This is a genomic window from Acidovorax sp., from assembly GCF_027492855.1.
In the GTDB taxonomy this organism is placed as follows: Bacteria; Pseudomonadota; Gammaproteobacteria; order Burkholderiales; family Burkholderiaceae_C; genus Acidovorax.
In genome coordinates this window covers 263880-286087 of record NZ_JAPUDY010000099.1, presented here as the reverse complement: position 1 = coordinate 286087, position 22208 = coordinate 263880, and the positions used below count along the sequence as shown (strand labels likewise).

18 protein-coding genes are annotated in these 22208 nt (G+C 64.4%); 4 read left to right on the top strand and 14 right to left on the bottom strand.

Going from position 1 to position 22208, the window contains the following annotated elements; translation table 11 throughout:
• Positions 1 to 170 precede the first annotated feature (170 nt).
• From Q0105_RS19635 to Q0105_RS19620, 4 genes are all read left to right on the top strand, one after another.
• Positions 171 to 1337, top strand: coding sequence for an ABC transporter substrate-binding protein (locus tag Q0105_RS19635; RefSeq protein WP_298214228.1), 1167 nt, complete (start codon positions 171 to 173; stop codon positions 1335 to 1337).
• Positions 1338 to 1543: 206 nt separating this feature from the next.
• Positions 1544 to 2710, top strand: a complete 1167-nt coding sequence (locus Q0105_RS19630) for an acyl-CoA dehydrogenase family protein (protein WP_298214226.1) — start codon at positions 1544 to 1546, stop codon at positions 2708 to 2710.
• Between the two features lie 82 nt (positions 2711 to 2792).
• On the top strand, positions 2793 to 3998 hold the full coding sequence (locus Q0105_RS19625; RefSeq protein WP_298214224.1) for an acetyl-CoA C-acetyltransferase: 1206 nt from the start codon (positions 2793 to 2795) through the stop codon (positions 3996 to 3998).
• Between the two features lie 22 nt (positions 3999 to 4020).
• Positions 4021 to 6192, top strand: a complete 2172-nt coding sequence (locus tag Q0105_RS19620; protein ID WP_298214222.1) for a 3-hydroxyacyl-CoA dehydrogenase NAD-binding domain-containing protein — start codon at positions 4021 to 4023, stop codon at positions 6190 to 6192.
• Positions 6193 to 6221: 29 nt separating this feature from the next.
• Here the strand turns inward: Q0105_RS19620 and Q0105_RS19615 are convergent, their stop codons facing one another.
• From Q0105_RS19615 to Q0105_RS19550, 14 genes are all read right to left on the bottom strand, one after another.
• Positions 6222 to 6872 (bottom strand): Eco29kI family restriction endonuclease, encoded by a 651-nt coding sequence (locus tag Q0105_RS19615; RefSeq protein ID WP_298214220.1) that lies wholly within the window; start codon positions 6870 to 6872, stop codon positions 6222 to 6224.
• Entirely contained in the window at positions 6869 to 8083 is a 1215-nt protein-coding gene (locus Q0105_RS19610; protein WP_298214218.1) for a DNA cytosine methyltransferase, read from the bottom strand. The genes Q0105_RS19615 and Q0105_RS19610 overlap by 4 nt, the downstream gene beginning before the upstream one ends.
• Before the next feature lie 410 nt (positions 8084 to 8493).
• The gene (locus Q0105_RS19605) at positions 8494 to 9405 is read right to left on the bottom strand and encodes a 3-keto-5-aminohexanoate cleavage protein (RefSeq protein WP_298214216.1); all 912 of its coding nucleotides are present in this window, start codon (positions 9403 to 9405) and stop codon (positions 8494 to 8496) included.
• A 143-nt stretch (positions 9406 to 9548) separates the two neighbouring features.
• Positions 9549 to 10691: an acyl-CoA dehydrogenase family protein gene (locus Q0105_RS19600; RefSeq protein WP_298214458.1), complete on the bottom strand. Its 1143-nt coding sequence runs from the start codon at positions 10689 to 10691 to the stop codon at positions 9549 to 9551.
• Positions 10692 to 10696: 5 nt separating this feature from the next.
• Positions 10697 to 12640: a biotin carboxylase N-terminal domain-containing protein gene (locus tag Q0105_RS19595; RefSeq protein ID WP_298214214.1), complete on the bottom strand. Its 1944-nt coding sequence runs from the start codon at positions 12638 to 12640 to the stop codon at positions 10697 to 10699.
• Positions 12637 to 13446: an enoyl-CoA hydratase/isomerase family protein gene (locus Q0105_RS19590; RefSeq protein ID WP_298214212.1), complete on the bottom strand. Its 810-nt coding sequence runs from the start codon at positions 13444 to 13446 to the stop codon at positions 12637 to 12639. The genes Q0105_RS19595 and Q0105_RS19590 overlap by 4 nt, the downstream gene beginning before the upstream one ends.
• 4 nt (positions 13447 to 13450) lie before the next feature.
• Positions 13451 to 14629, bottom strand: a complete 1179-nt coding sequence (locus tag Q0105_RS19585) for an acyl-CoA dehydrogenase family protein (RefSeq protein WP_298214210.1) — start codon at positions 14627 to 14629, stop codon at positions 13451 to 13453.
• A 38-nt stretch (positions 14630 to 14667) separates the two neighbouring features.
• Positions 14668 to 15798 carry a DNA alkylation repair protein gene (locus tag Q0105_RS19580; RefSeq protein ID WP_298214208.1) on the bottom strand — a complete coding sequence of 377 codons (1131 nt, stop codon included), beginning with the start codon at positions 15796 to 15798 and terminating at the stop codon, positions 14668 to 14670.
• 20 nt (positions 15799 to 15818) lie between these two features.
• Positions 15819 to 17438: a carboxyl transferase domain-containing protein gene (locus Q0105_RS19575; protein WP_298214206.1), complete on the bottom strand. Its 1620-nt coding sequence runs from the start codon at positions 17436 to 17438 to the stop codon at positions 15819 to 15821.
• Positions 17435 to 18367, bottom strand: coding sequence for an SDR family oxidoreductase (locus tag Q0105_RS19570; protein WP_298214204.1), 933 nt, complete (start codon positions 18365 to 18367; stop codon positions 17435 to 17437). The genes Q0105_RS19575 and Q0105_RS19570 overlap by 4 nt, the downstream gene beginning before the upstream one ends.
• Positions 18368 to 18370: 3 nt before the next feature.
• Positions 18371 to 19132: a TetR/AcrR family transcriptional regulator gene (locus tag Q0105_RS19565; RefSeq protein ID WP_298214202.1), complete on the bottom strand. Its 762-nt coding sequence runs from the start codon at positions 19130 to 19132 to the stop codon at positions 18371 to 18373.
• Positions 19133 to 19394: 262 nt separating this feature from the next.
• Positions 19395 to 20171 (bottom strand): enoyl-CoA hydratase, encoded by a 777-nt coding sequence (locus Q0105_RS19560; protein ID WP_298214200.1) that lies wholly within the window; start codon positions 20169 to 20171, stop codon positions 19395 to 19397.
• A gap of 79 nt (positions 20172 to 20250) precedes the next feature.
• Positions 20251 to 21102, bottom strand: a complete 852-nt coding sequence (locus Q0105_RS19555; protein WP_298214197.1) for a thioesterase family protein — start codon at positions 21100 to 21102, stop codon at positions 20251 to 20253.
• 27 nt (positions 21103 to 21129) lie between these two features.
• Positions 21130 to 22011 (bottom strand): alpha/beta fold hydrolase, encoded by an 882-nt coding sequence (locus tag Q0105_RS19550; protein WP_298214195.1) that lies wholly within the window; start codon positions 22009 to 22011, stop codon positions 21130 to 21132.
• Positions 22012 to 22208: the final 197 nt, after the last annotated feature.

Sequence of the window (22208 nt, the reverse complement as noted above, 5' to 3'; positions counted from 1 at the left end):
GGCGCCGATTGGTTCCACGCACCCCAACAACCGTTCGGGCTGAGCTTGTCGAAGCCTGGGCGCTCCGCCAGCCCAGCGCCCGACCGAGATAGGGAAAGTGCTGGTGCCCCACCCTGGGCATCGTTCTATAACGAGCCATCGTGTTTCTATCCAACCAAAGGAGACGTCCCATGAAACTTCATCACATTGCCGCGCTGGCCATCGTGGCCATGGCCAGCGGTGCTGCGCAGGCGCAGCCCAGCCAGGGCGTGAGCAAAGACACCATCACCCTGGGTTCCATCCAGGACTTGTCAGGCCCACTGGCGGGCTTTGGCAAGCAGGTGCGGCTGGGGATGATGCTGCGCGTGGACGAAGCCAACGAGCAGGGCGGCGTCAATGGCCGCAAGCTCGACCTCAAGGTGGAAGACTCGGGCTACGACCCCAAGAAAGCCGTGCTGGCCGCGCAGAAGCTCGTGAACCAGGACAAAATTTTCATGATGGTCGCGCACATCGGCACGGCGCAGAACCTGGCCGCCATGCCCGTGCAGTTCAGCAAGAACGTGATCAACTTCTTTCCTGTGACGGCCGCGCGCGAAATGTATGAGCCCTTCCACAAGCTCAAGTATTCGTTCGCCGCCACCTACTACGACCAGATCCGCCTGGCCGCACCCAAGCTCATCAAGGAAAAGGACGCCAAGAAGGTCTGCACCATTTACCAGGATGACGAGTTCGGGCTCGAAGTGATGCGCGGCGGCGAAGCGGCGCTCAAGTCCATAGGCATGGAGTTCGCCGAGAAGACCTCGTACAAACGCGGGGCCACCGACTTCTCCTCGCAGGTCGCCAAGATGAAGTCCTCAGGCTGCGACTTCGTGATCCTGGGCACCATCATCCGCGAGACCATCGGCACGATTGGCGAGTCGCGCAAGACGGGCTTCAGCCCCACCTTCCTGGGCTCCAGCGCCGCCTACACCGACCTCATCCACAAGCTGGGCGGAAAACCCATGGACGGCCTGTACGCCACCATGACGGTGCAGCACCCCTACCTGGATGAAGCCAGCCAGCCGATCCGCTTCTGGGCCAACAAGTACAAGACCAAGTTCAACGAAGACCCGACGGTGTTCTCGGTCTATGGCTACAACGCGGTCGATGCCTTCATCAAGGCCGCACAAAAGGCAGGCACCAATCTCAGCACCGACAGTTTCATCAAGGCCATGGACACCATGGTGATCCCGCCCGACATGTTCGGTAGTGCAGAAGCCACCTTCGGCCCCAAGAAGCGCCTGGGCAGCGACCTGTCGCGCCTGTCGCAGATCACCGATGGCAAGTGGAAGGTGGTGTCGGACTATGTGAAGCCCTGAGCCCCCGTCCGTTCACGCTGAGCCTGTCGAAGCGCAGCACGCGGCTTCGGCGAGCGCGGCCCGAACGGCGGTTGAATCATTGAGCGCAACCACCTCAAGCCGCCTTCGGGCGGCTTGTTGCATTTCAGGGCGTGCGTTTCCTTCCAGTCAGTGGCAAAATTAATTTAACCAAGCAGTAACTTCGCAAAAATAACCCGCTGACCACCATGATCGAACGCACCCTCTTTCAAAGCGACCACCAGGCGTTTGCCGACAGCTTCCGCCGCTTCATCGAGAAAGAAGTCACCCCCCACCACGCAGACTGGGAAGACCAGGGCTACGTGGCGCGCGAGGTATGGAGCCAAGCGGGCGCCAACGGCTTTCTGTGCATGAGCCTGCCCGAGGAATACGGCGGCGCGGGGGCCGACAAGCTGTATTCGGTGGCGCAGATGGAAGAACTGGCACGCGCGGGCACCACGGGCATTGGGTTCAGTCTGCACAGCGAGATCGTGGCGCCATACATCCTGCACTACGGCACCGAAGAGCAAAAGCGCCACTACCTGCCGCAGATGGCCAGCGGCGCGATGGTGGGCGCCATCGCCATGAGCGAGCCCGCCGCGGGCAGCGACCTGCAGGGCATCAAGACCACGGCCATCAAGAGTGCCGATGGCTCGCACTATGTGCTGAACGGCAGCAAAACCTTCATCACCAACGGCTGGCATGCCGACCTGGTGATCGTGGTCGCCAAGACCGACCCGGCCGCTGGCGCCAAGGGCACCAGCCTGTTGCTGGTGGAGCGCGGCATGCCCGGCTTTGAAAAAGGCCAGCGCCTCAAGAAGGTGGGCATGAAGGCACAAGACACTTCCGAGCTGTTCTTCAACGACGTGAAGGTGCCCGCCGAGAACCTGCTGGGCGGCCCCGCCATGGAAGGGCGCGGCTTTATCTGTCTGATGGAGCAGCTGCCGTGGGAGCGCCTGCAGATCGCCATCACCGCCGTGGCCGCCGCCCAGGCCGCCATCGACTGGACGGTGGACTATGTCAGGGAGCGCAAGGTCTTCGGCCAGCCCGTGGCCTCGTTCCAGAACACACGCTATCGCCTGGCCGAGCTGCAGACCGAGGTGCAGGTGGCCCGGGTGTTCGTGGACAAATGCTGCGAGCTGGTCACGCGCGACCAGCTCGACACCCAGACCGCCAGCATGGCCAAGTACTGGACGACCGACCTGCAATGCAAGGTGATGGACGAATGTGTGCAGCTCTTCGGCGGCTACGGCTACATGTGGGAATACCCCATCGCCCGCGCCTATGCCGATGCGCGGGTGCAGCGCATCTATGGCGGCACGAACGAGATCATGAAAGAGGTGATCTCACGCGGGATGGGACTGCCCGCACGCTGAGAATGCTACGTTATTTATAGCTGCTCGTGCTTGATGAACAAGCGCCAGAGGCCAATTTCATTCAAATGATGGAGAGACAACCATGACCGAAGCCTACGTATTCGACGCGCTGCGCACCCCGCGCGGCAAGGGCAAGAAGGACGGCACCCTGCACGAGGTCAAGCCCATCGACCTGCTCGTGGGCCTGCTCACCGAACTGCAGGCGCGGCACCGCTTTGACACGGCGGCGGTGGACGACGTGGTCATGGGCATCGTCTCGCCCGTGGGCGAGCAGGGCTCCGTTCTGCCCAAGGTGGCAGCGCTCAAGGCCGGGTGGGACTTTCGCTGCGCGGGTGTGCAGGTCAACCGCTTCTGCGCATCGGGCCTGGAGGCCGTGAACCTGGCCGCGCAAAAGGTGCGCAGCGGCTGGGAGGATTTGGTGGTGGCCGGTGGCGTGGAAAGCATGAGCCGCGTGCCCATCGGCGCGGACGGCGGCGCCTGGGCACAAGACCCCGCCACCAATTCAGAAACCCTGTTCGTGCCCCAGGGCATCGGCGCCGACCTCATCGCCACGCTGGACGGCTACACCCGCGCCGACGTGGACGCCTTCGCGCTTGAATCGCAGCGCCGCGCCACAGCCGCGCGCGCCGCGGGCTACTTCAAGAACTCCGTCGTTCCCGTGCGCGACTTCATCGGCCAGACCATCCTGGCGGAAGACGAGTTCATCAAGCCCAAGACAACGCTTGAAGGCCTGGGCGCGCTCAAGGCCTCGTTCGAGCAACTGGGCGGCATGGGCTTTGACGCCGTGGCGCTGCAGCGCTACCCGCAGGTGGAGCGCATCCACCACGTGCACCATGCGGGCAACTCCTCGGGCATCGTCGATGGCGCCGCCGCCGTTTTGATCGGCAACGAGGCCGCCGCCAAGGCCCACGGCCTCACGCCGCGCGCGCGCATCGTGGCCACGGCGCTCAGCGGCGCCGACCCCACCATCATGCTCACCGGCCCCGTGCCTGCCGCCAAAAAGGCGCTGGCACGCGCAGGCATGACCATCGACCAGATCGACCTGTTTGAAGTGAACGAAGCCTTTGCCGCCGTGCCCATGCGCTTCATGCGCGAGCTGGGCGTGCCACACGACAAGGTCAACGTGAACGGCGGCGCCATCGCCATGGGCCACCCGCTGGGCGCCACGGGCGCCATGATTCTGGGCACCCTGATTGACGAACTGCACCGCCGGGGCCAGCGCTACGGCCTGGCCACGCTGTGCGTCGGCGGCGGCATGGGCATCGCAACGATTGTTGAACGTATCTGAACGGGCAGGAGACAAGAACATCATGCAAACCATCCGCTACGAACTCATCCCCGCCCAGGGCACAGAAGGCCAGGTCGCCGTCATCACGTTTGACGAAGCCGGCTCCCCCGTCAACACCATGTGCGGCCAGTGGCAGCAGGACCTGAGCGAGGTCACGGCCCAGGTGGTCACCGACCGCGAACGCCTGGGCTCTGCGCTCAAAGGCATCGTGCTCGCATCCGCCAAAACCAGCTTCTTTGCGGGCGCCGACCTCAAGGCCACGATGCGCCTCACGCCCGCCGACGCACCCGCCGTGTTTGGCGAGATCGAGCGGCTGAAAAAGAACTTTCGCACGCTGGAAACCTTGGGCATCCCCGTGGTGGCCTGCCTCAACGGTGCGGCACTCGGCGGCGGGTGGGAGGTAGCCCTGGTCGCCCACTACCGCATCGCCGTGGCCGACGCCAAGATCCAGTTCGGACTGCCCGAGGTGACGCTGGGCCTCATGCCCGGCGCCACCGGCGTGACCAAGATGACCCGCCTCTTGGGCCTGATGGGCGCGCAGCCCTACATTCTGGAAGGCAAACTCTTCAACCCTGCCGAGGCGCTGGAGCTGCAACTGGTGCACGAGCTGGTCGCTACCCGCGAGCAGTTGCTGCCCGCCGCCCTGGCCCGCATCGCCACCCACCCGCACGCAGTACAGCCGTGGGACGACAAGAACTACAAAATGCCCGGCGGCACACCCGCCAACCCCAAGATTGCTGGCGCCCTCACGGTGGCACCCGCCATGCTCAAGAAGACCACGCGCGGCCGCTACCCCGCCCCCGAGGCCGCGCTGGCCGCCATGGCCGAAGGCGCGCTGGTGGACTACGACACCGCCCTGCGCATCGAAAGCCGCTACCTCGCCCGCCTGATGACCGGCCCCGTGGCGCACAACATGATCAACACGTTCTTCTTCGACATGAACGCGATCAAGAGCGGCAAGTCACGCCCCGGCACAGCTCCACGCTACAAGCCGCAAAAAGTCGGCATCCTGGGCGCAGGCATGATGGGCGCGGGCATCGCCTGGGCCCAGGCCAACCGAGGCATCGCCACTGTGCTCAAAGACGTGAGCGCCGAAAAGGCCGAGGTCGGCAAAGCCTACAGCGCCAAGCTCACACAAGCCCGCGTGGACAAGGGCCGCATGACGGCCGAGGCGCAGCAAGCGCTGCTCGCGCGCATCACCCCCACCGCCAGCGCGGCCGACCTGGCGGGCTGCGACCTCATCATCGAAGCCGTGTTCGAAAGCCGCGAGCTGAAAGCCAAAGTCACACAAGAGGCCGAGCCGCAGCTCGCGCCCAGCGGCTTCTTTGCCAGCAACACATCCACCCTGCCCATCAGCGGTTTGGCTACTGCCAGCAGCAAGCCCGAGAAGTTTGTCGGCATCCACTTCTTCAGCCCCGTGGACAAGATGAAGCTGGTGGAGATCATTCGCGGCAAACAGACCGATGACGAAACCGTGGCCCGCGCTTTCGACTACGTGCAGGCCCTGGGCAAGGTGCCCATCGTGGTCAATGACTCACGCGGCTTCTACACCAGTCGCACCTTCGGCACCTTCGTCATGGAAGGCGCCGCCATGCTGGGCGAAGGCATCCCCGCCGCCGCGATTGAAAACGCCGCCATGCAGGCCGGCCTGCCCGTGGGCCCGCTGGCCGTGCTGGACGAAACCGCGCTGACCCTGAGCGTGCACGTGCTGGAGCAAACGCGTGCGGACTATGCCGCAGAAGGCAAGACCTATGGCGCCACGCCCGGCGAGCTGCTGGTGGAGCGCATGGTCAAAGAATTGAAGCGCCCCGGCCGCGCCGGTGGGGGTGGCTTTTACGACTACCCCGCAGGCGCCAAGAAGCACCTGTGGCCGGAGCTGAAAGGCCTGTTCGAAAAGCCCGGCGTGGAATGGAGCGTGCTGGAGATTCAGGACCGTTTGCTCTACCGCCAGGCGATTGAAACCGCGCGTTGCCTGGCCGAGGGCGTGCTGACCAGCGTGCATGACGCGAACATCGGGTCGATCTTTGGGATTGGGTTTCCGGCGTGGACGGGGGGGGCGATGCAGTTTATTTATGGGATGGGTGTTGAGGCGTTCTTGCAGCGGGCGGATGAACTGGCGACGAAGTATGGAGCGGGGTTTGCGCTGGCTGCGAGGGCCCGGGCAACGGTTGAGAATTTTCAACCTGCGTACTGACGGAGAAACAGCCTGCAGCGCCTCACACCCTATTCACCCTCTGCATCAATAAACTGACCCGATAGGCACGCAGGCAGAACTTTCAAATACGTTTCTGCATCCTGGGCGATCTGTTGCGCAGTTTCGGCGCGCTCTGCAAGATTGGCCGCCCAGCCACGACCAGGGTGCAATACGTCCCAGCGCGGGCGCATGCCTGCGTGTCGCCCTTTGCCAGGGTTGTGGTTTCCAAAACCATCGATCAGGGAGTTCCAAATCGGAGTAAACCTCGCGATGATCAATGACTCGCCGAGTGGAATCCAGATATCGTCCACCACCAAGAACCGGCAGTAGAAATCATCAATATTCAGGTTTGTGACTGCTTTGATGCTATCTGCGTGCTCTTTGAGTCGCTTGCCCAGGACCTTCCCCGCCGCTAGCTCCAAGCTAGCCCCCATCCTGGCACCTGCGGGGACCGCCTTACCCACATAAATAGGAAGCAGGAACTTGCGGTCGCAGTTCAAGCGCGTTAGCTGTTGATATGCGGGAAAACTACCTGTGTAGTAAATCGCATAGATACCGGCACCCTCAAACACTGGCAAACGGCCAAGCGGATAAACTTCTTTGGTCAACAAGGCCTCAGCAACACTTGCGCCAAGGTTCTTCTTGTCAAGCGGATTGAATGGAATAATCTGCCCAGTCACGCACTTTTCCTCTTAACGCTTGGCACCATTGAGGCAACTCGTTTCAGCTCGGCCAAAGCCAATTGTTCAGCTACGGAACTTGCAACGCGCTGCGCCAAGACAACAGGCACTGCATTGCCGAGTTGCCGCATGGTTTCAGACCAGCTTCCGTGAAAATGGAAGCCATCGGGAAAGGTTTGAATTCGGGCGCTTTCACGGACCGTGAAATAACGCACGCTCCCATCATCCTTTACAAGCATGTTTTCACCGCCAGGAACACCATGACCACCCGCCTTTAGTGTCTTGGCTGGTAAATCAAGCGGGCTCCCCGTATGACCGGGGTAGACACGCGCTCCGGGCTGGAACACATGATTAGGTACCCGGAAAGCTGTTGAAGACTCGGGGTCCGGCAACCCTTGAATTGCATCGCGCACAGTGCGCCACGGCAAGGTAGTCCGTGGCTCTTTTAAGGTCCTAAGCGTGGCTACACGCGCTGCAATCTTGTCAGGCATCTCCGGTTGGGAAATACGATGACGTCGCCAATATGCCCCGCTGATCCATTGCTCGTAGAGCAGAGCATCGTAGCTATGGGTAGGAGCGGGAAAAGACCACTCGATTTCTAAATCATCCCGGAATCCAATGATGAATACGCGTTCACGCTTTTGTGGCACGCCATAGTCGGCGGCATTCACCAAGGTAGGTATAACGTTATAGGTAAGCCCACTACCTTTGCGCTTTCCGGAACTTTTCTCCATTTGCAAGCGCGCCAAATGCTCAGCCCAATCCTCATCTAAGCGAGGCGGTAGTTCGGGAAACTCCAGCTGCAGTTGGATGTAGTGGAAATAGTTGGCAAAGGCTGATCGCGTCAGCCCTTTGACGTTTTCCACGATGAAAGCTTTGGGCCGCAGATGTCGAATGACCTCGACAGTAGCCGGAAACATGTCGCGGCCGTCGTGATGTGCCTTGTGCTTGCCCCCAATTGAGAATGGCTGACAAGGAGGCCCACCGGCCAGCAGTTCAATGTCCTTCGGAATCGACGACCAGTCAAACGCTCGAACATCCCCTTCATGCAAATTCCAGCCAGCCAAGATGGGGTAGCCTCGCTTCTGGTTCTCACGGACAGTGTCGCAGGCCCATTTGTCCCACTCCACTACAGCTAAATGTTCGAATCCAGCGATCTCACATCCCATCGCGAGGCCGCCAGCACCAGCGAAAAGTTCAACTGATCTCATCGCGCAACTCCATTGCAAACCTCTGTTTTTTCATCCAGTAGTTTACCAGCGACTTGTTGCTTTCCTGCTGCCAACGCAGCTTAAAAGAGAGGGGCCAAACGGAACGCAGGCAGCACTTGCGGAAGCTTCCGCGAAATGTTAGCAAGTATCTCGATGCATGGCTCCTTACAGAACCGCGCCTCGTGACCTTGTGATCGGACCAACGCGATCCACAGGAGGAATGCACTTGTGCAGACTATCTAGGGTGTTTCTCATTCGCTGCAAAGTTCCTTGCAAATTGATCGACGGCCGATCAATTTGCAAGGATGAATAGGCCGGGATCGAGTGGTTTAGCGGCCAGCATCCTCCCAAGGCACACCTCGCGCGCTGCGTTGATCACTTAAATGCAAAGGGCTTAAAAAATAGCCCCCTCATACATCGGCAACCTCAGCATTTACATACTTCAACCCCAACATCCCCCGCGCCTCCTGCGGCGAAGCCACCTCCCGCCCCGCATTCCTTGCATACCGCGCTAACTGCTCAATCAACGGCCCATTCGACTCCGCCTTGGTCCCATCCGGCAGATAGAACGTGTCTTCCAGCCCCGTGCGCAAATGCCCGCCCAGCTCGGCCACGCGCTGGTGCACGGGCCAGATCCCGCTGCGGCCGATGACGGTGGCTTGCCAGGGGGCGTCCTTGATCTTCAGCTTGAGCAAAATGGGCAGCAGGTCCGGGTCGGCGGGCATGCCGGATTCGACGCCCATCACGAAGTTGTATTCGGGCAGGCCCTGCGTGTACATGCCGGTCTGCACATACATCTCCACGCAGCGCACGATGCCCACGTCGAAGCATTCGAACTCGGGCAGCGTGCCCGTCTCCAGCATCACGTCGATGAAGTCCTTGACCTTGGCGGGCTGGTTGTCGAACAGCATGGGGGGCCAGGCCCAGGTGCCGTTGCTGCGTACCTTCAGGTAGTTGAGTGAGCCGGCGTTGCAGGCCGCCATCTCGGGGCGGGTGGCGCGCAGGCAGTCGAGCGGGCCCTGGTAGTGGGGACCGACCACACCGGTGGTCTGGTTGATGATCAGGCCGGGGCAGGCCTCGCGCATGGCTTGCACGCAGTCGCGCGCCACCTGCGGGTCCCAGCTGGGCAGGTGGCCTTTGCCGGGCTCCTGGTTGCGAAAGTGCACGTGCACCACGGCGGCACCGGCGTCGTAGGCGCGGCGGGCTTCTTTGGCCAGTTGCTCGGGCGTGACGGGTACGTGGTGCTGACCGGGGTCGGTCAGCACGCCGGTGATGGCGCAGGTGATGATGGCTTTGTCGGTGGCGGTTGCGTGAGGGGTCATGGTGTGTGTCTCCGATCAACGGTGGTGTCTCTGGCCTCGCACTCCACCGACCGTTCGGCCTGAGGGGCTTAGGCGCCCTGGCTTCGACAAGCTCAGCCCGAACGGTGGCGGTAGAGGTGAGCTCTTGGCCCATGGCTACAGTGTCAAATTCCCAACTGCTTTGCAGCCAGGTCCTTCATGATTTCTTCCGCACCGCCGCCGATCATCATGACCTTGACCTCACGGTAGATGCGTTCGCTGACGGTGCCGCGCATGAAGCCCATGCCGCCCAGGATCTGCACGGCCTGGTCGGCGCAGAACTGCATGGTTTGTGTGGCGTGGTTCTTGAGCAGGCACACCTGCGCTACCCACTCGGGCCCGGTGCGGCCCGCATCGGCCAACGCAGCCACAGATTCGCACCATGCTGCGGTGGATTGGATGCGCATCTGCATGTCCACCAGCTTGTGGCGGATGACCTGGTGCTCCACCAGCGCGGTGCCAAAGGTTTTGCGCTGGCGGGCCCAGGCCAGGGCTTCGTCGTAGCAGGCCTCGGCAAAACCCAGGGCCGACGCCGCCAGGCCAAAACGCTCGCTGTTGAAGTTGGACATGATGATGCGAAAGCCCGCGCCCTCTTCGCCCAGCAGGTAGCGGGCGGGCACGCGCACATTGTCGAAGCGCAGGTGGGCGGTGTCGGAGCAGAGCCAGCCCATCTTGTCGAGCTTGCTGCGCGACAGGCCTGCGCTGTGGCCGGGGATGAGCAGCATGGAGATGCCACCTGCACCTTTGCTCCCCGCATCGCCAGTGCGCACGGCCACCGTGATCCAGTCCGCACGCATGCCCGAAGTGATGAACACCTTTTCGCCATTGACGATGTAGTCGTCGCCCTCGCGCCGCGCGGTGGTCTTGATCTGCGCCACGTCGGACCCGCCCCCGGGCTCGGTGATGGCCAGCGCGGCGATCTGCTCGCCCGCCAGCACGGGCGGGATGACCTCGGCGCGCACGGCATCGCGGCCATGGGCCAGCACGGGCGGCAGGCCGATATTGTGCGACAGCAGGCTGGCCAGCACACCGCCGCTGGCGCCGTGGCGGCTGAGCGCGCGCCACAGCGGCAGACGCAGCGCATAGCTGGCGGGTGTGCCGCCGTATTGCTCTGGGTAGCCCAGGCCGAGCAGGCCCAGGTCGGCCGCGCGACGATACAGCGTACGCGGAAACTCGCCCGCCGCGTCCCATGCATCGACATGCGGGGCTATCTCGGTGCGGGCGAAGCGGGTAACGGTGTCGGCGAGCGCCGTACGCTCTTCATCCATGGCAGTCATGACGCGGTGGCTCCTTGGGGAGCAGGCGCAAAACGCGCCAGCACCTGCCCCGGCGCCACCTGCTGGCCGGGCGCCACCAGCAGCTCGGCCACCGTGGCGGCCACGGGGCTGGCCAGGCTGTGTTCTAGCTTCATGGATTCGATGACCACCACGGTGTCACCCGCCGCCAAGGCTTGGCCTACGGCCACAGGCAACGCAACCACCTTGCCGTTGAAGGGCGCGCGCAGCTCGGTGGCGCCCCCAGCGGCACCTGCGCGTGCGGAGGGCTCCCACGATGCGTCTTCCACCCAACCATCCACTCCGCCCGCCTGCCAGTGCCAGCGCAGCGGGTCCACGGCAACGCTGTGCACGCCGCGCTGGGGCAGTTGCAGCGTGGTGGACGCGGGCTCGGCGCCGATGTGCTCCACCTGTAGCCGCCCGCCCCCCAGCTCGCGCACGGCCACGGCATGCACCTGCCCCTGGTGGCGCAGGCGCAGCGGGCGGGTCAGCGTACAGGGCAAACTGGGCGCTGGGTTTGAAGCAAAAATGGCACCTAGCGCTGATGGAATAAGCGCAAGCAGCTCCTCTTTTAATAGCAAACCTTGTAACTCTGCCGCATGCTCTGCGAGAAACGGCACCAGCGCTTGCCCGCTTGCAAACACCGGATGCTGCAGACAGGCCGCCAGAAACGCGCGGTTGGTGGGCAGGCCCAGCACGCGCGTGCCATGCAGCGCGCGCACCAGGGCTGCTATGGCGTCGGCCCGTGTGGGCCCGTGCACGATGAGCTTGCCCAGCATGGCGTCGTAGTGGGGCGAGACCTCGGCGCCCTCTTCCAGCGCATGGTCGAAGCGCAGCGCACCCATGGCGGCACGCTCGAAGGCCGTGGCGGCTGGCGCGCTGAACTGCAGCACACGGCCCGTGTGGGGGCGAAAGTGCGCGTCTTCGGCACACAGGCGCACCTCGATGGCGTGGCCTTGCAGCACCACCTGCGACTGCGTGATGGGCAACGGCTCGCCACGTGCCACGCGAATCTGCCACTCCACAAGATCCAGCCCGGTGAGCGCTTCGGTCACCGGGTGCTCCACCTGCAGGCGGGTGTTCATCTCCATGAGATAGAAATCGCTTCCATCGAGCAGAAACTCCACCGTGCCCGCGCCCACATAACCCGCAGCCTGCGCCAGCGCCACTGCGCACGCGCCCATGCGCTCGCGCAGCACGGCATCCACCGCCGGGCTGGGTGACTCTTCGACGAGCTTTTGGTGGCGGCGCTGCACCGAGCAGTCGCGCTCGCCAAGATGGATGCAAGCGCCGTGGGCATCGGCAAAAATTTGCACCTCCACATGGCGCGGCTGCAGCAGAGCGCGCTCGATGAGCAAATCGCCACACCCAAAGCCCGCCAGCGCTTCCGACCGGGCACTGGCGAGCGCGGCAGGCAACTGCGCTGCGTCTGTCACCAGTCGCATACCGCGCCCGCCACCGCCCGCCACGGCCTTGACCATGAGGGGCGTGCCAACACGCGCGGCCTCGGCCACAAAACGCTCATCACGCTGGTCATCGCCCGCATAGCCGGGCAGACAAGGCACACCGTGTGCCGCCGCCAGCGCCTTGGCGCCTGCCTTGCTGCCCAGCGCGCGAATGGCGGCGGGCGGCGGGCCGATCCAGGTCAGGCCGGCGTCCACCACGGCCTGGGCAAAGTCTGCGTTCTCGCTGAGAAAGCCATAGCCGGGGTGTACTGCGTCGGCGCCGGTGGCGCGGGCTGCCGCCAGCAGTTTGTCGGTGCGCAGGTAGGTGTCGGCACTGGTGGCGCCGCTCAGCGCGACAGCTTGCGTGGCCTCGCGCACGTGCAGGGCATGGGTGTCGGGGTCGGAATAGACGGCGACGGTTTCGATACCCATGCGGTGGGCGGTGTGAATGATGCGGCGGGCGATCTCGGATCTGTTTGCGATGAGGATTTTTTTCATAGCTGTGCGCTCCATGGTGGCGCTTTGCGCGCTGTAAACGCAGCCAGCCCTTGTGGCGCCTCTGGCCCGCGCAGTGCCTGCGCAAAGGCAACGGCTGCATCATCAAGCAACGCAGGCAACGGCACATCTGGCTGGGCCAGCAGCAGGCGTTTGGTGGCGGCCACGGCCAGGGGGGCTGCAGCGGCGTGGCGCGCGATGGCTGTCTGCACGGCCGCGTCCATGTCGCCCTGCACCACGTCATCGGCCAAACCAAAGCGCTGGGCGGCAACGGCATCCCACCGCTCACCCGTCAGCAAACAACGCCGCGCCGATGTGGGGCCAAGGCGCTGCACCACAAACGGCGCGATCTGCGCGGGCACGATGCCCAGCGTGACCTCGGGCGTGGCGAACTGCGCGCTGGTGTGGGCCAGCACGCGGTCGGCGCAACACACCAGCCCGAAGCCGCCACCCATGGCGGCACCCTCCACCGCCACGATGAGCCACTGCGGCAGCGCACACAGTGCCTGCAGCAGCACGCCAAAACGGCGGTTCAGGGGCACCAGCGGGTCGGCCTCGCCCACCGCCAACGGCTGGCCGATGGTCTTGGAAAAACCGCCCAGGCTGCCGCCGGCGCAGAAATGCCCGCCCGCGCCGCGCAGCACCACGCCGCGCAGGTCGGCATCAGCAGTGGCCCGCTCGCACGCGGCAAGCAGGGCATCCACCATCGGCTCCGACAATGCGTTGCGGCTGCCGGGGTCGTTCAGCGTCCAGGTTTCCACACAACCGCTGGACAGCGGCGCGCGGTGAATCAACAGTGCTTCGGCCATGGCGTCAATGCACTGGCTTTTTGGCGATGCCCATGAGCTTGGACAGGATGCCCAGCATCACCTCGTCCGCACCGCCGCCAATCGACGCCAGCCGCCCGTCGCGGTACATGCGCGAGACCTTGTTCTCCAGCGTGTAGCCCATGCCGCCCCAGAACTGAAGGCAGGTGTCGGGCACCTCGCGGTTGAGACGCCCAGCCTTGAGTTTGGCCATGCTGGCCAGCTCCAGCACATCTTGCCCGTTCACATACAGATCGCAGGCGCGGTAGGCGAGTGCGCGCAGGGCCTCGACCTCGGTCTTGAGTTCGGCCAGCTTGAACTGCACCCACTGCTGGTCGGCCAGCGTGGCGCCAAACATCTTGCGCTCTTGCGCATAGTCGATGGTCCACTGGATGCAGTGGTTCAGCGATTCGAGCGTGCTGGACGCGCACCACAGGCGCTCTTCCTGGAACTGCTGCATCTGGTAGATGAAGCCCTGGCCTTCGGCGCCGATGCGGTAGCGCTGCGGCACACGCACTTCGTCAAAGTAGATCAGGCCCGTGTCGCTGCTGTGCATGCCGATCTTGCGGATCTTCTGCGCCACCTCGATGCCCTTGGTGAGCTTGCCTCCGGGCCCGTCGCGCATGGGCACCATGACCAGGCTCTTGTTCTTGTGCACGGGGCCTTCGCCCGTGTTGACCAGCATGCACATCCAGTCGGCCTGCAGGCTGTTGGTGATCCACATCTTCTGGCCGGTGATCACGTAGTCGTCGCCATCCTTGCGCGCCACGCTCTTGATGCCCGACACATCGCTGCCCGCACCCGGCTCGCTCACGCCAATGCAGCCCACCGTATCGCCCGCAATGGCCGGGGCCAGAAACTGGCGCTTGAGTTCTTCGCTGCCGTAGCGCGCGAGCGCCGGGGTGCACATGTCGGTCTGCACACCAATGGCCATGGGCACACCGCCGCAGTGGATGTGGCCCAACGTCTCGGCCATGGCCAGGCTGTACGAATAGTCCAGGCCCGCACCGCCGTATTCCTCGGGCTTGCACAGGCCCAGCAGGCCCAGGTTACCCATCTTCTTGAAGACCTCGTGCGCGGGGAAGATCTCGGCCGCCTCCCACTCGTCCACATGGGGGTTGATCTCTTCGTCGATGAAGCGTTTGAGGGTTTTCTGGATCTCGCGGTGCTCGTGCGTGAACTGCATGGTTTTTGTCTCCGGTGTTTTGTTTGTGTGGACCTTGATCACGACAGCTGAAACTGCCCCAGCGGTTGCGGGCGCCCGTTGAGCACCAGCTCCACCTGGTGCACGCCGGGGTAGTGGGTGCGTGTAGTCATCTGCTGGAGCGAAAGCATTTTGCCCACGGCTACCGTGGCACCGGGCGGGATGTCCAGCGTTTGCAGCTTGAACACCTTGGGCGCCGCGCCGCCGTGGGCCTTGACGTAATGCACCTTGAGGTCGGCCAGCACGCGCTGGGGCTGTGGTGTGGGGTTGTGCAGCTCGGCCTCGATGCGCACCTTGTCGCCAATGCGGGCGCGGGCGGGCACCACCCGCGCGGCACACACATCCAGCGCCACGGCATGGCCCACGCCCAGGGCGCCGAGCGCTCCGGGGTCGCCGCGTTTGATGAGAAAACGCAGGCCGTGGCGCACCAGGGCTTCGCGTGGTGCGGGTGCGCCCTGCAGCCAGGTGCGCGCAGTGCCCACCGCCAGCTCCGGGTGGTCCTTGGCGATGTCGCCCAGGTGGTTGGCCACCGAGCGGCGCACATAGGACGATGGGTCGTCCTTGAGCGCATCGAGCAGCGGCAGGGCCAACTGCGGGTTTTTCTGAAACGCGGGCAGGCGCGGCGCCCAGGGCAGGCGGGGCCGCGTGCCTTCGCTCACCAGGCGGCGCACATGCGCGTTGTCGTCCTGGGCCCAGCCGCGCAATTGCGCGAGCGTGGCCTCCTGGTGGTGCAGCAGGTAGGGACGTATGCAGAACTCGGCGGTGAAGCGCTGGGTCAGCGCATGCTGCGCCGCCATGGCCGCGTCGAAATGCGCCAGGCCTTGTGTGCCGATGTACAGGCTGTGCGGCAGGTATAAAAACGCGCTGTAGGGGCGGTCGCCCGCATCGGGCTCACCTGCTGCGTTGAGGCCCATGGGTGGGTCCATGGCATCGACCAGCACCGCCAGCGCGCGGGGCACGTCCTGGGGCAGGTGTGCCTGCAGGGCCTGCGCAATGCGCTGGCCACGCGCCATCAATTCCAGCGATTCGTAGCCCGGCTTTATCTGCCGCAGAAATGCAGCACTGTCAAACTTGCGCCACGCGCGCTGCACCATCGCCGCGATGCGTGGCGGCACAGTGTCGTTCAGCAGGTATTTGAGCGGCTCGGCCATGGTGCTTGCGCTCTCTTCTCTTACATCCGGGCCACGCCAAAACTCAGGGGCCGCAGTGCGCGGGCCTGTGCCTCGACGCAGGTATCCAGACAAAAGGCCAGCACTGCGCGTGTGTCGCGTGGATCGATGACGCCGTCGTCCAGCAACAGGCCGCTGGTGTAGAACGCATCCGCCTGGGCCTCGAACATGGCGACGATCTTGTCGAACTGCGCCTGCGATTCGGCCGGGTCGGGCGTGATGCCTTTGCGCGCCAGCGCGGCCTCGGTCACGATCTGCATGGTGCGCGCGGCCTGCTCGCCACCCATCACGGCCGTCTTTGCGCCCGGCCAACTGAACAAGAAGCGCGGCGCATAACCCCGCCCGCACATGCCGTAGTTGCCCGCGCCAAAGCTGGCGCCGCACTGGATGGTGATCTGCGGCACGGTGGCGTTGGTCACGGCCTGGATCATCTTGCTGCCGTGCTTGATCATGCCGCCCTGCTCGCTGTCTTTGCCCACCATGAACCCCGTGGTGTTCTGCAGGTAGATGATGGGGTGGCCCAACTGGCACATCCACTGAATGAAGTGCGTGGCCTTGTTCGCGCCCGCCACGTCGATGGGCCCGTTGTTGCTGATGAAGCCCACGGCATGGCCGCCAATACGGCCCTGTGCGCACAGCGTTGCCACGCCGTAGCGGGCCTTGAATTCGAGCAGTTCCGATCCATCCACCAGCCGCGCGATGACCTCGCGCATGTCCACCGGCTGGCGCAGGTCGTCGGGCATCAGGGCCAGTAGATCGTCGGCAGGCAACGTGGGTGGCACCTCGGCTGCGCGTTGCGCTACGGCCCAGCCGGTCTGTGCGATCACGTCGCGTGCGATGCCGATAGCCTCGCGGTCGTCCAGCGCCAGGTATTCACCCAGGCCCGAAACGGCGGTGTGCATGTCGGCGCCGCCCAGCTCTTCTTCCGTAGCCACTTCGCCCGTGGCGGCCTTGAGCAGCGGCGGCCCTGCCAGAAAGGCGCGCGAGCGGCCCTGCACCATGATGACCACGTCCGACAGGCCCGGCATGTAGGCACCGCCCGCCGTGCCCGATCCGTGCTGCACGGTGATGACTGGAATGCCCGCCGCCGACAGCAGCGCCAGGTTGCGAAACAGGCTGCCGCCGTGCACAAAGCCCTCGACCCGGTAGCGCGTGAGATTGGCGCCCGCGCTCTCCACCAGGTGTACAAAGGGCAAGCGCTCGCGCAGCGCGATCTCTTGAACACGCAATATTTTTTCGAGGCCAATGGGTTGGATGGCACCCGCCTCGATGCCGGAGTCGCTGGCCACAACCATGCAGCGCACACCACGAACAAAACCGATGCCAGCGATCATGCCGCCGCCAGGCACGGACTTTGCCGGGTCCTTCACATCCTGCAAATAACCCGCCAGCGTGGCCAGCGGCAGCCAGGGCGCACCCGCATCCAGCAGCAGCGCCACGCGCTGGCGCGGCAGCAACTGGCCGCGCTTTTCAAACTGGGGCAACGAGCGGGCCGAGGCGGCGGCGGCACGCTCCTCCAGCGCACGCAGGGCATCCAGGCGCGCGGCCAGCGCGGCGCGGCGCTTTTGTGCACCGGGCGCGCCGCTGTGAAAGCGCGAGGCAAAGGCTGCGGCAGCGGTCATGCAGAGGGCTCCTTCGGATCATCGTTCTCTGTTTCGGCAAAAACACGCGGCACCTGCGCGCGGTGAAAGCCCGCAAACGGCCGCACAGCGGCGCGCTGCCGGGTGGCCGCATCGGGCATGCGCAACGGCCAGCCCATGCGCACCTGGGGCCGCGCGCCATCCACGCGCAGGGTGGTGCCGCTCACGAAGCTGGCCGCCGGGCTGAGCAAGAAGGTGATGGCGGCCGACACCTCGGCCTCGTTGCCGAAGCGGCCCAGCGGCACCGTCTGCGGCATAGCACGCAGCATGTGGGCGGCAGCGGGCGGGTAGTTGTCCATTCCGCTGGATGCGATGTAGCCCGGCGCCACGGCGTTCACGCGCACGCCATTGCAGGCCCATTCGAGTGCAGCGGTTTCGGTGAAACTGACCATGCCCGCACGCGAGGCACCACTGTGGCCCATGCCGGGCATCGAGCCCCACATGTCGGCAACGATATTGACGATGGCGCCGCCATTCGACGCCATCCACTGCCGGTAGCACTCGCGCGCCATGAGGAAGCCGCCGGTCAGGTTGGTGTGCAGCACCGCCTCCCAGCCCTTGGCTGAGATGGATTCGAGCGGGGCCATGAACTGGCCGCCCGCGTTGTTCACCAGTCCATCAATACGCCCCTGCGCGGCCAGCACCTGCTGCACCAGAAGCACCACGCCGTCCTCGGAGCGGATGTCGCAAGCAAAACAGGAGGCGCGGCCACCGTCTGCCTGGATCTCGGCCTCGACAGCCAACAACTTTTCGGGCTTGCGGCCCACCAGCACCACGTGCGCGGCCAGACGCGCCAGTTCATGCGCCACGCAGCGGCCGATGCCCGAACCACCACCCGTGACGATGACCACCTGGCCATCGAACAGCCCCGGAGCAAAAACCGATTGGTACATGGAGGAGCTCGTCGCCATCGTTCAGACCTCGTGGATGAAAAGTGCCAGGGCCTCTTCGGTCAGCTCGTCAAGCGACTTGCCTTTTTTGGGTGTGAACCACTGCACCGCCCAATTGAGCGCGCCGAAGATGAACAGCCGCGCCACGCCGGGGTCGGCCTGCAGCACCTTCTTGCGGGCAAGCGCTTCGAGCGTGGGCATCCACGCGATCTCGTAGGCATCCTTCACGCGGGCGATGCTCTTGCGCTGTGCGAGCGTGAGCGAGCGCCACTCGTACAGCATCACCGGGATGAACCCGCTGCGGGGGCCGAGCAGCACCTCGAAGTGGTGGCGGATGAGCACCCGCAGGCGCTCGCGCGCAGTGGCTTTAGGGTTGCTGGCGGCCAGCGCATCCAGCGCCTGCTGCTGACTCTGCGCCGCAGTGGTCATGCCTTCGTTCATCACGGCAAAAAGTAGCGCGCTTTTGCTCTCGAAGTGGTAGAAGGGCGAGCCGCTGTGCATGCCCACGGCAGCGGCTATGTCGCGCGTGCTGGTGGCTGCAAAACCTTGGGTGAGAAAGAGCCTGGCAGCGGTGTCCATGAGCTCGCGGCGGCGGTTGCCGTCGTCCAGCTCTTCAGCGGTCTTGCGCGGACGGCCACGGGGGCGGCGGGTTGCTTCTTCAACAGAGGGCTCTGCTGTGGATACGGGGTTGGCGCCAGGGGGTACCACGGCCTTGCTGCGGGTGCGGGCCGAGGGCTTCTTTTGCGAGGGGGCGATGGCGCTGGTGCGCGGCACGAGTGAGTCCATGCAGGCACGATAGCAAAACTATTTATTTTTAGCAAGCAAGTGCTTGGCAAAAATAAATACTGAAACCGGAGAACGATTCAGGCGCCTGAGTTTTTGATGCTTTTTGACTTCTAGCGCTTATTCACAAAGCGCTATCAGCTATTATTTTTATAGCATATTCAAAAAAGAAGGCAGGAGTTCCCCGCCTTGAAATCTGGCTCGTGCTTTTAGCGAAACCACGGGGCTGCTTCGCAGCCCTCACCGCTAGCGCGGTGGCCAGATCTCAGCTCTTGCTGAAATCTGGCTTGCGCTTTTCCATAAACGCCGAGAACGCCTCCCGCGCTGCGGGCTCGCGCAGCATGCGCCCGAAGCTCACGCCTTCCTCCGCCATCACTTCCAGCACCTTCGCCGTCTGCCCGCCTTTCATCAAGCGCTTGGTCTCGATCAGCGCCGACAAAGGCTTGGCCGCCAGCTTTTTGGCCTGCGCCTGCGCCACGCCATTGCACTCGGTGGGCGGCACCACGCGGTTGACCAGGCCCACTTCCAGGGCAGCCTCGGCCATGAAAGGATCGCCCAGCAGCAGTGCCTCGGCGGCGCGGTGGTAGCCCAGCATCTGCGGCACCAGCAGGCTGGATGCGGCTTCGGGGCACAGGCCCAGGTTGACGAAGGGCATGGAGAACGCCGCGTTGTCGCCCGCATAGACCAGGTCGCAATGGAACAGCATCGTGGTGCCGATGCCCACGGCCGGGCCACACACGGAGGCGATCACGGGCTTGGGAAACGTGGCGATGCCGCGCAGGAAGCGGAACACCGGCGAGTCCTGCGTGGCCGGTGGCTGCTGCAAGAAGTCGCCAATGTCGTTACCCGCGCTGAAGATGGCCACATCGCCCTGGAACACCACCACGCGCACGCTGGCGTCGGCCTTCGCAGCCTCCAGCGCGTCGGCCATGGCGGCGTACATGGCGCTGGTGATGGAGTTCTTTTTGTCCACACGGTTGAAGGTGATGGTGGCGATACCGGCTTCGGTGTGGACGAGGATGTCTTGGGTGGTTTCGGTCATGGTGATGGGTTCCGGGGTCTGGTTCTTGGTGATGTATGTGCGTGGAGAGGGAAAGGAAGGAAGGCGACAGGCCCCTGCCCTACTCCTTGTAGTAAACGATCTGGTGGCTGGTGGCCAGCATGGTGCCCGCCTCGTTCCAGAGCTGCGCGGTCTGGTCGAAGAAACCGTTGCGAAACTCCTGGCCGCGCGCCTGGCCCAGCAGGTAGCCCGTGCCGGTCTCTTGCAACTGGGCCGCGCTTGCGTGGAAGTACACGGTGATCGACACCGTGCCCGCAGGCACCTGGCGCGCACGGCGCAGCCACACGCGGGGGAAGAACACATCAGCGAGGGCCGTCAGGGCGCAAAAATCCAGCGGGCGCTCGGGCACATCGCGCATCCACAGCTGGGTCAGGCTGTGGTCGCCGCTGCCGTCCCAGGTGCGTGGGATAAAACCGGCGATGGGGCGCATCTCGTAGCGGTTAAGCCATTCCACAGCGCCGCCGGGAACGACGAGGGCCTTGTGCTCCGAAGGTGGGGGCACCACCGGCATGGGCACATCGCCCACGCTCCAGGTCTCGCGGCGCACGGCGGTGACGGCCGTGGCGGTGGTGGTGACCACGGGTACGCCCTCGGCATCGGCCTGCAGGATGGACAGCGTCCAGTGCTGGGTGGAGCGGTTGGTGCGCACGGGCACGGCCTGCACGGTGAATGGGCCGGCCGCCAGCGCACCGGCGTAGTTCACCGTGAGCGACAGCGGCTCGCCCAGGCGGTCGGGGTGCTGCATGACGGCCTGCAACAGCGTGGCTGCGGTGATGCCGCCAAACGGGCCGACCATGTTCCAGTAGCCGGGATGGGTGGCACCTTCGTACTGGCCAACGGTGGATGTGCTTTGCAGCACGAGCGCTTCGTCCAGGGGGTGAGCAGAAGAAGAAAACTGGGATGCTGAAGTCATGCTGCGAGTGTGCCGCCAATTGAAAACTCAGGCCGTCGTACCGGTGACTACGGTCGCGCCCCCCAGGGCCGCCAGCGCAGCCGCCGCGCGCGGCCACAGGCTCTGGCGAAACTGGTCGCGAAAAAACCCAAAGTGCCCGATGCGCCGCACCTGCAGCTCTGCCGGGGTAATGCTCTCCACCCGGCGCTCGGTGTTGGCATACAGGTTCACGAGGTTGTGCGTGCCGCGCAGTGTCATCAGCTCGTCGTCGGCCATCGACAGCGCCAGCACGGGAAAGCGCACCGCGCCATAACTTTGCGCCACCGCCGGGCCTTCCGCACCCACGCTGTAGGCGGGGTCCAGGCACCAGCGGCGCCATTGCAAAATCACGCCCGCAGGCAGATCGCCCACCTTCTTGAGCGTGCGCCCCGGAAAGTAGCCACACAGCCGCGTGGCCAGCGGCACCAGCACCCACCAGAAATACGGAACGATGCGCTTGAGCTGCGGCGCGTTGTCGCGCCAGTAGCCGCTGCCAGCGGCCACGCTCAGCAGGCCGTCGACCTGCTCGGGCTTCTTGAGCAACCCCGGCAACTGCGCCCCCAGGCTGTGCCCAAGCAAAAACAAAGGCTGCGACGGCAGCGCGGCCTTGGCGGCAGAGATCACGGCCTCGTAGTCCTGCGCCCAATCAAACAAGTCCGCCTTCACATCACGCATGGCGCCCTGCAGCGAATCGCCATGCCCCCGGTAGTCAAAGGTAGTGACCCGAAACCCTTGCTGCGCCATCCACAGCGCAAAGGCCTCATAAAACGACTGCCGCACCCCCATCGCGCCGCCGATGACAACGCTGGCGCGGGCCATAGCGCCCTCGGGTTCATAGACCCGCAGCGCCAGCGACACGGCGCCGTTGACCTGCAAGGTTTGCTTGATCATGTCTGTCTCCTTGACTCGAAACCGATCTGCGCCGGTTTGGAAAGAAAACTATCGCGGGCACAGGGCCCTGGCTTCGACAAGCTCAGCCCGAACGGGTGGAGGGAAATGACTTTCCCCCTGTCTTCACACCCCGCGCCCCAGGCGTAGCGAGCGGGATGAGCTGCTAGGCGGACGGAGCACAGCCACCGGAACGTACT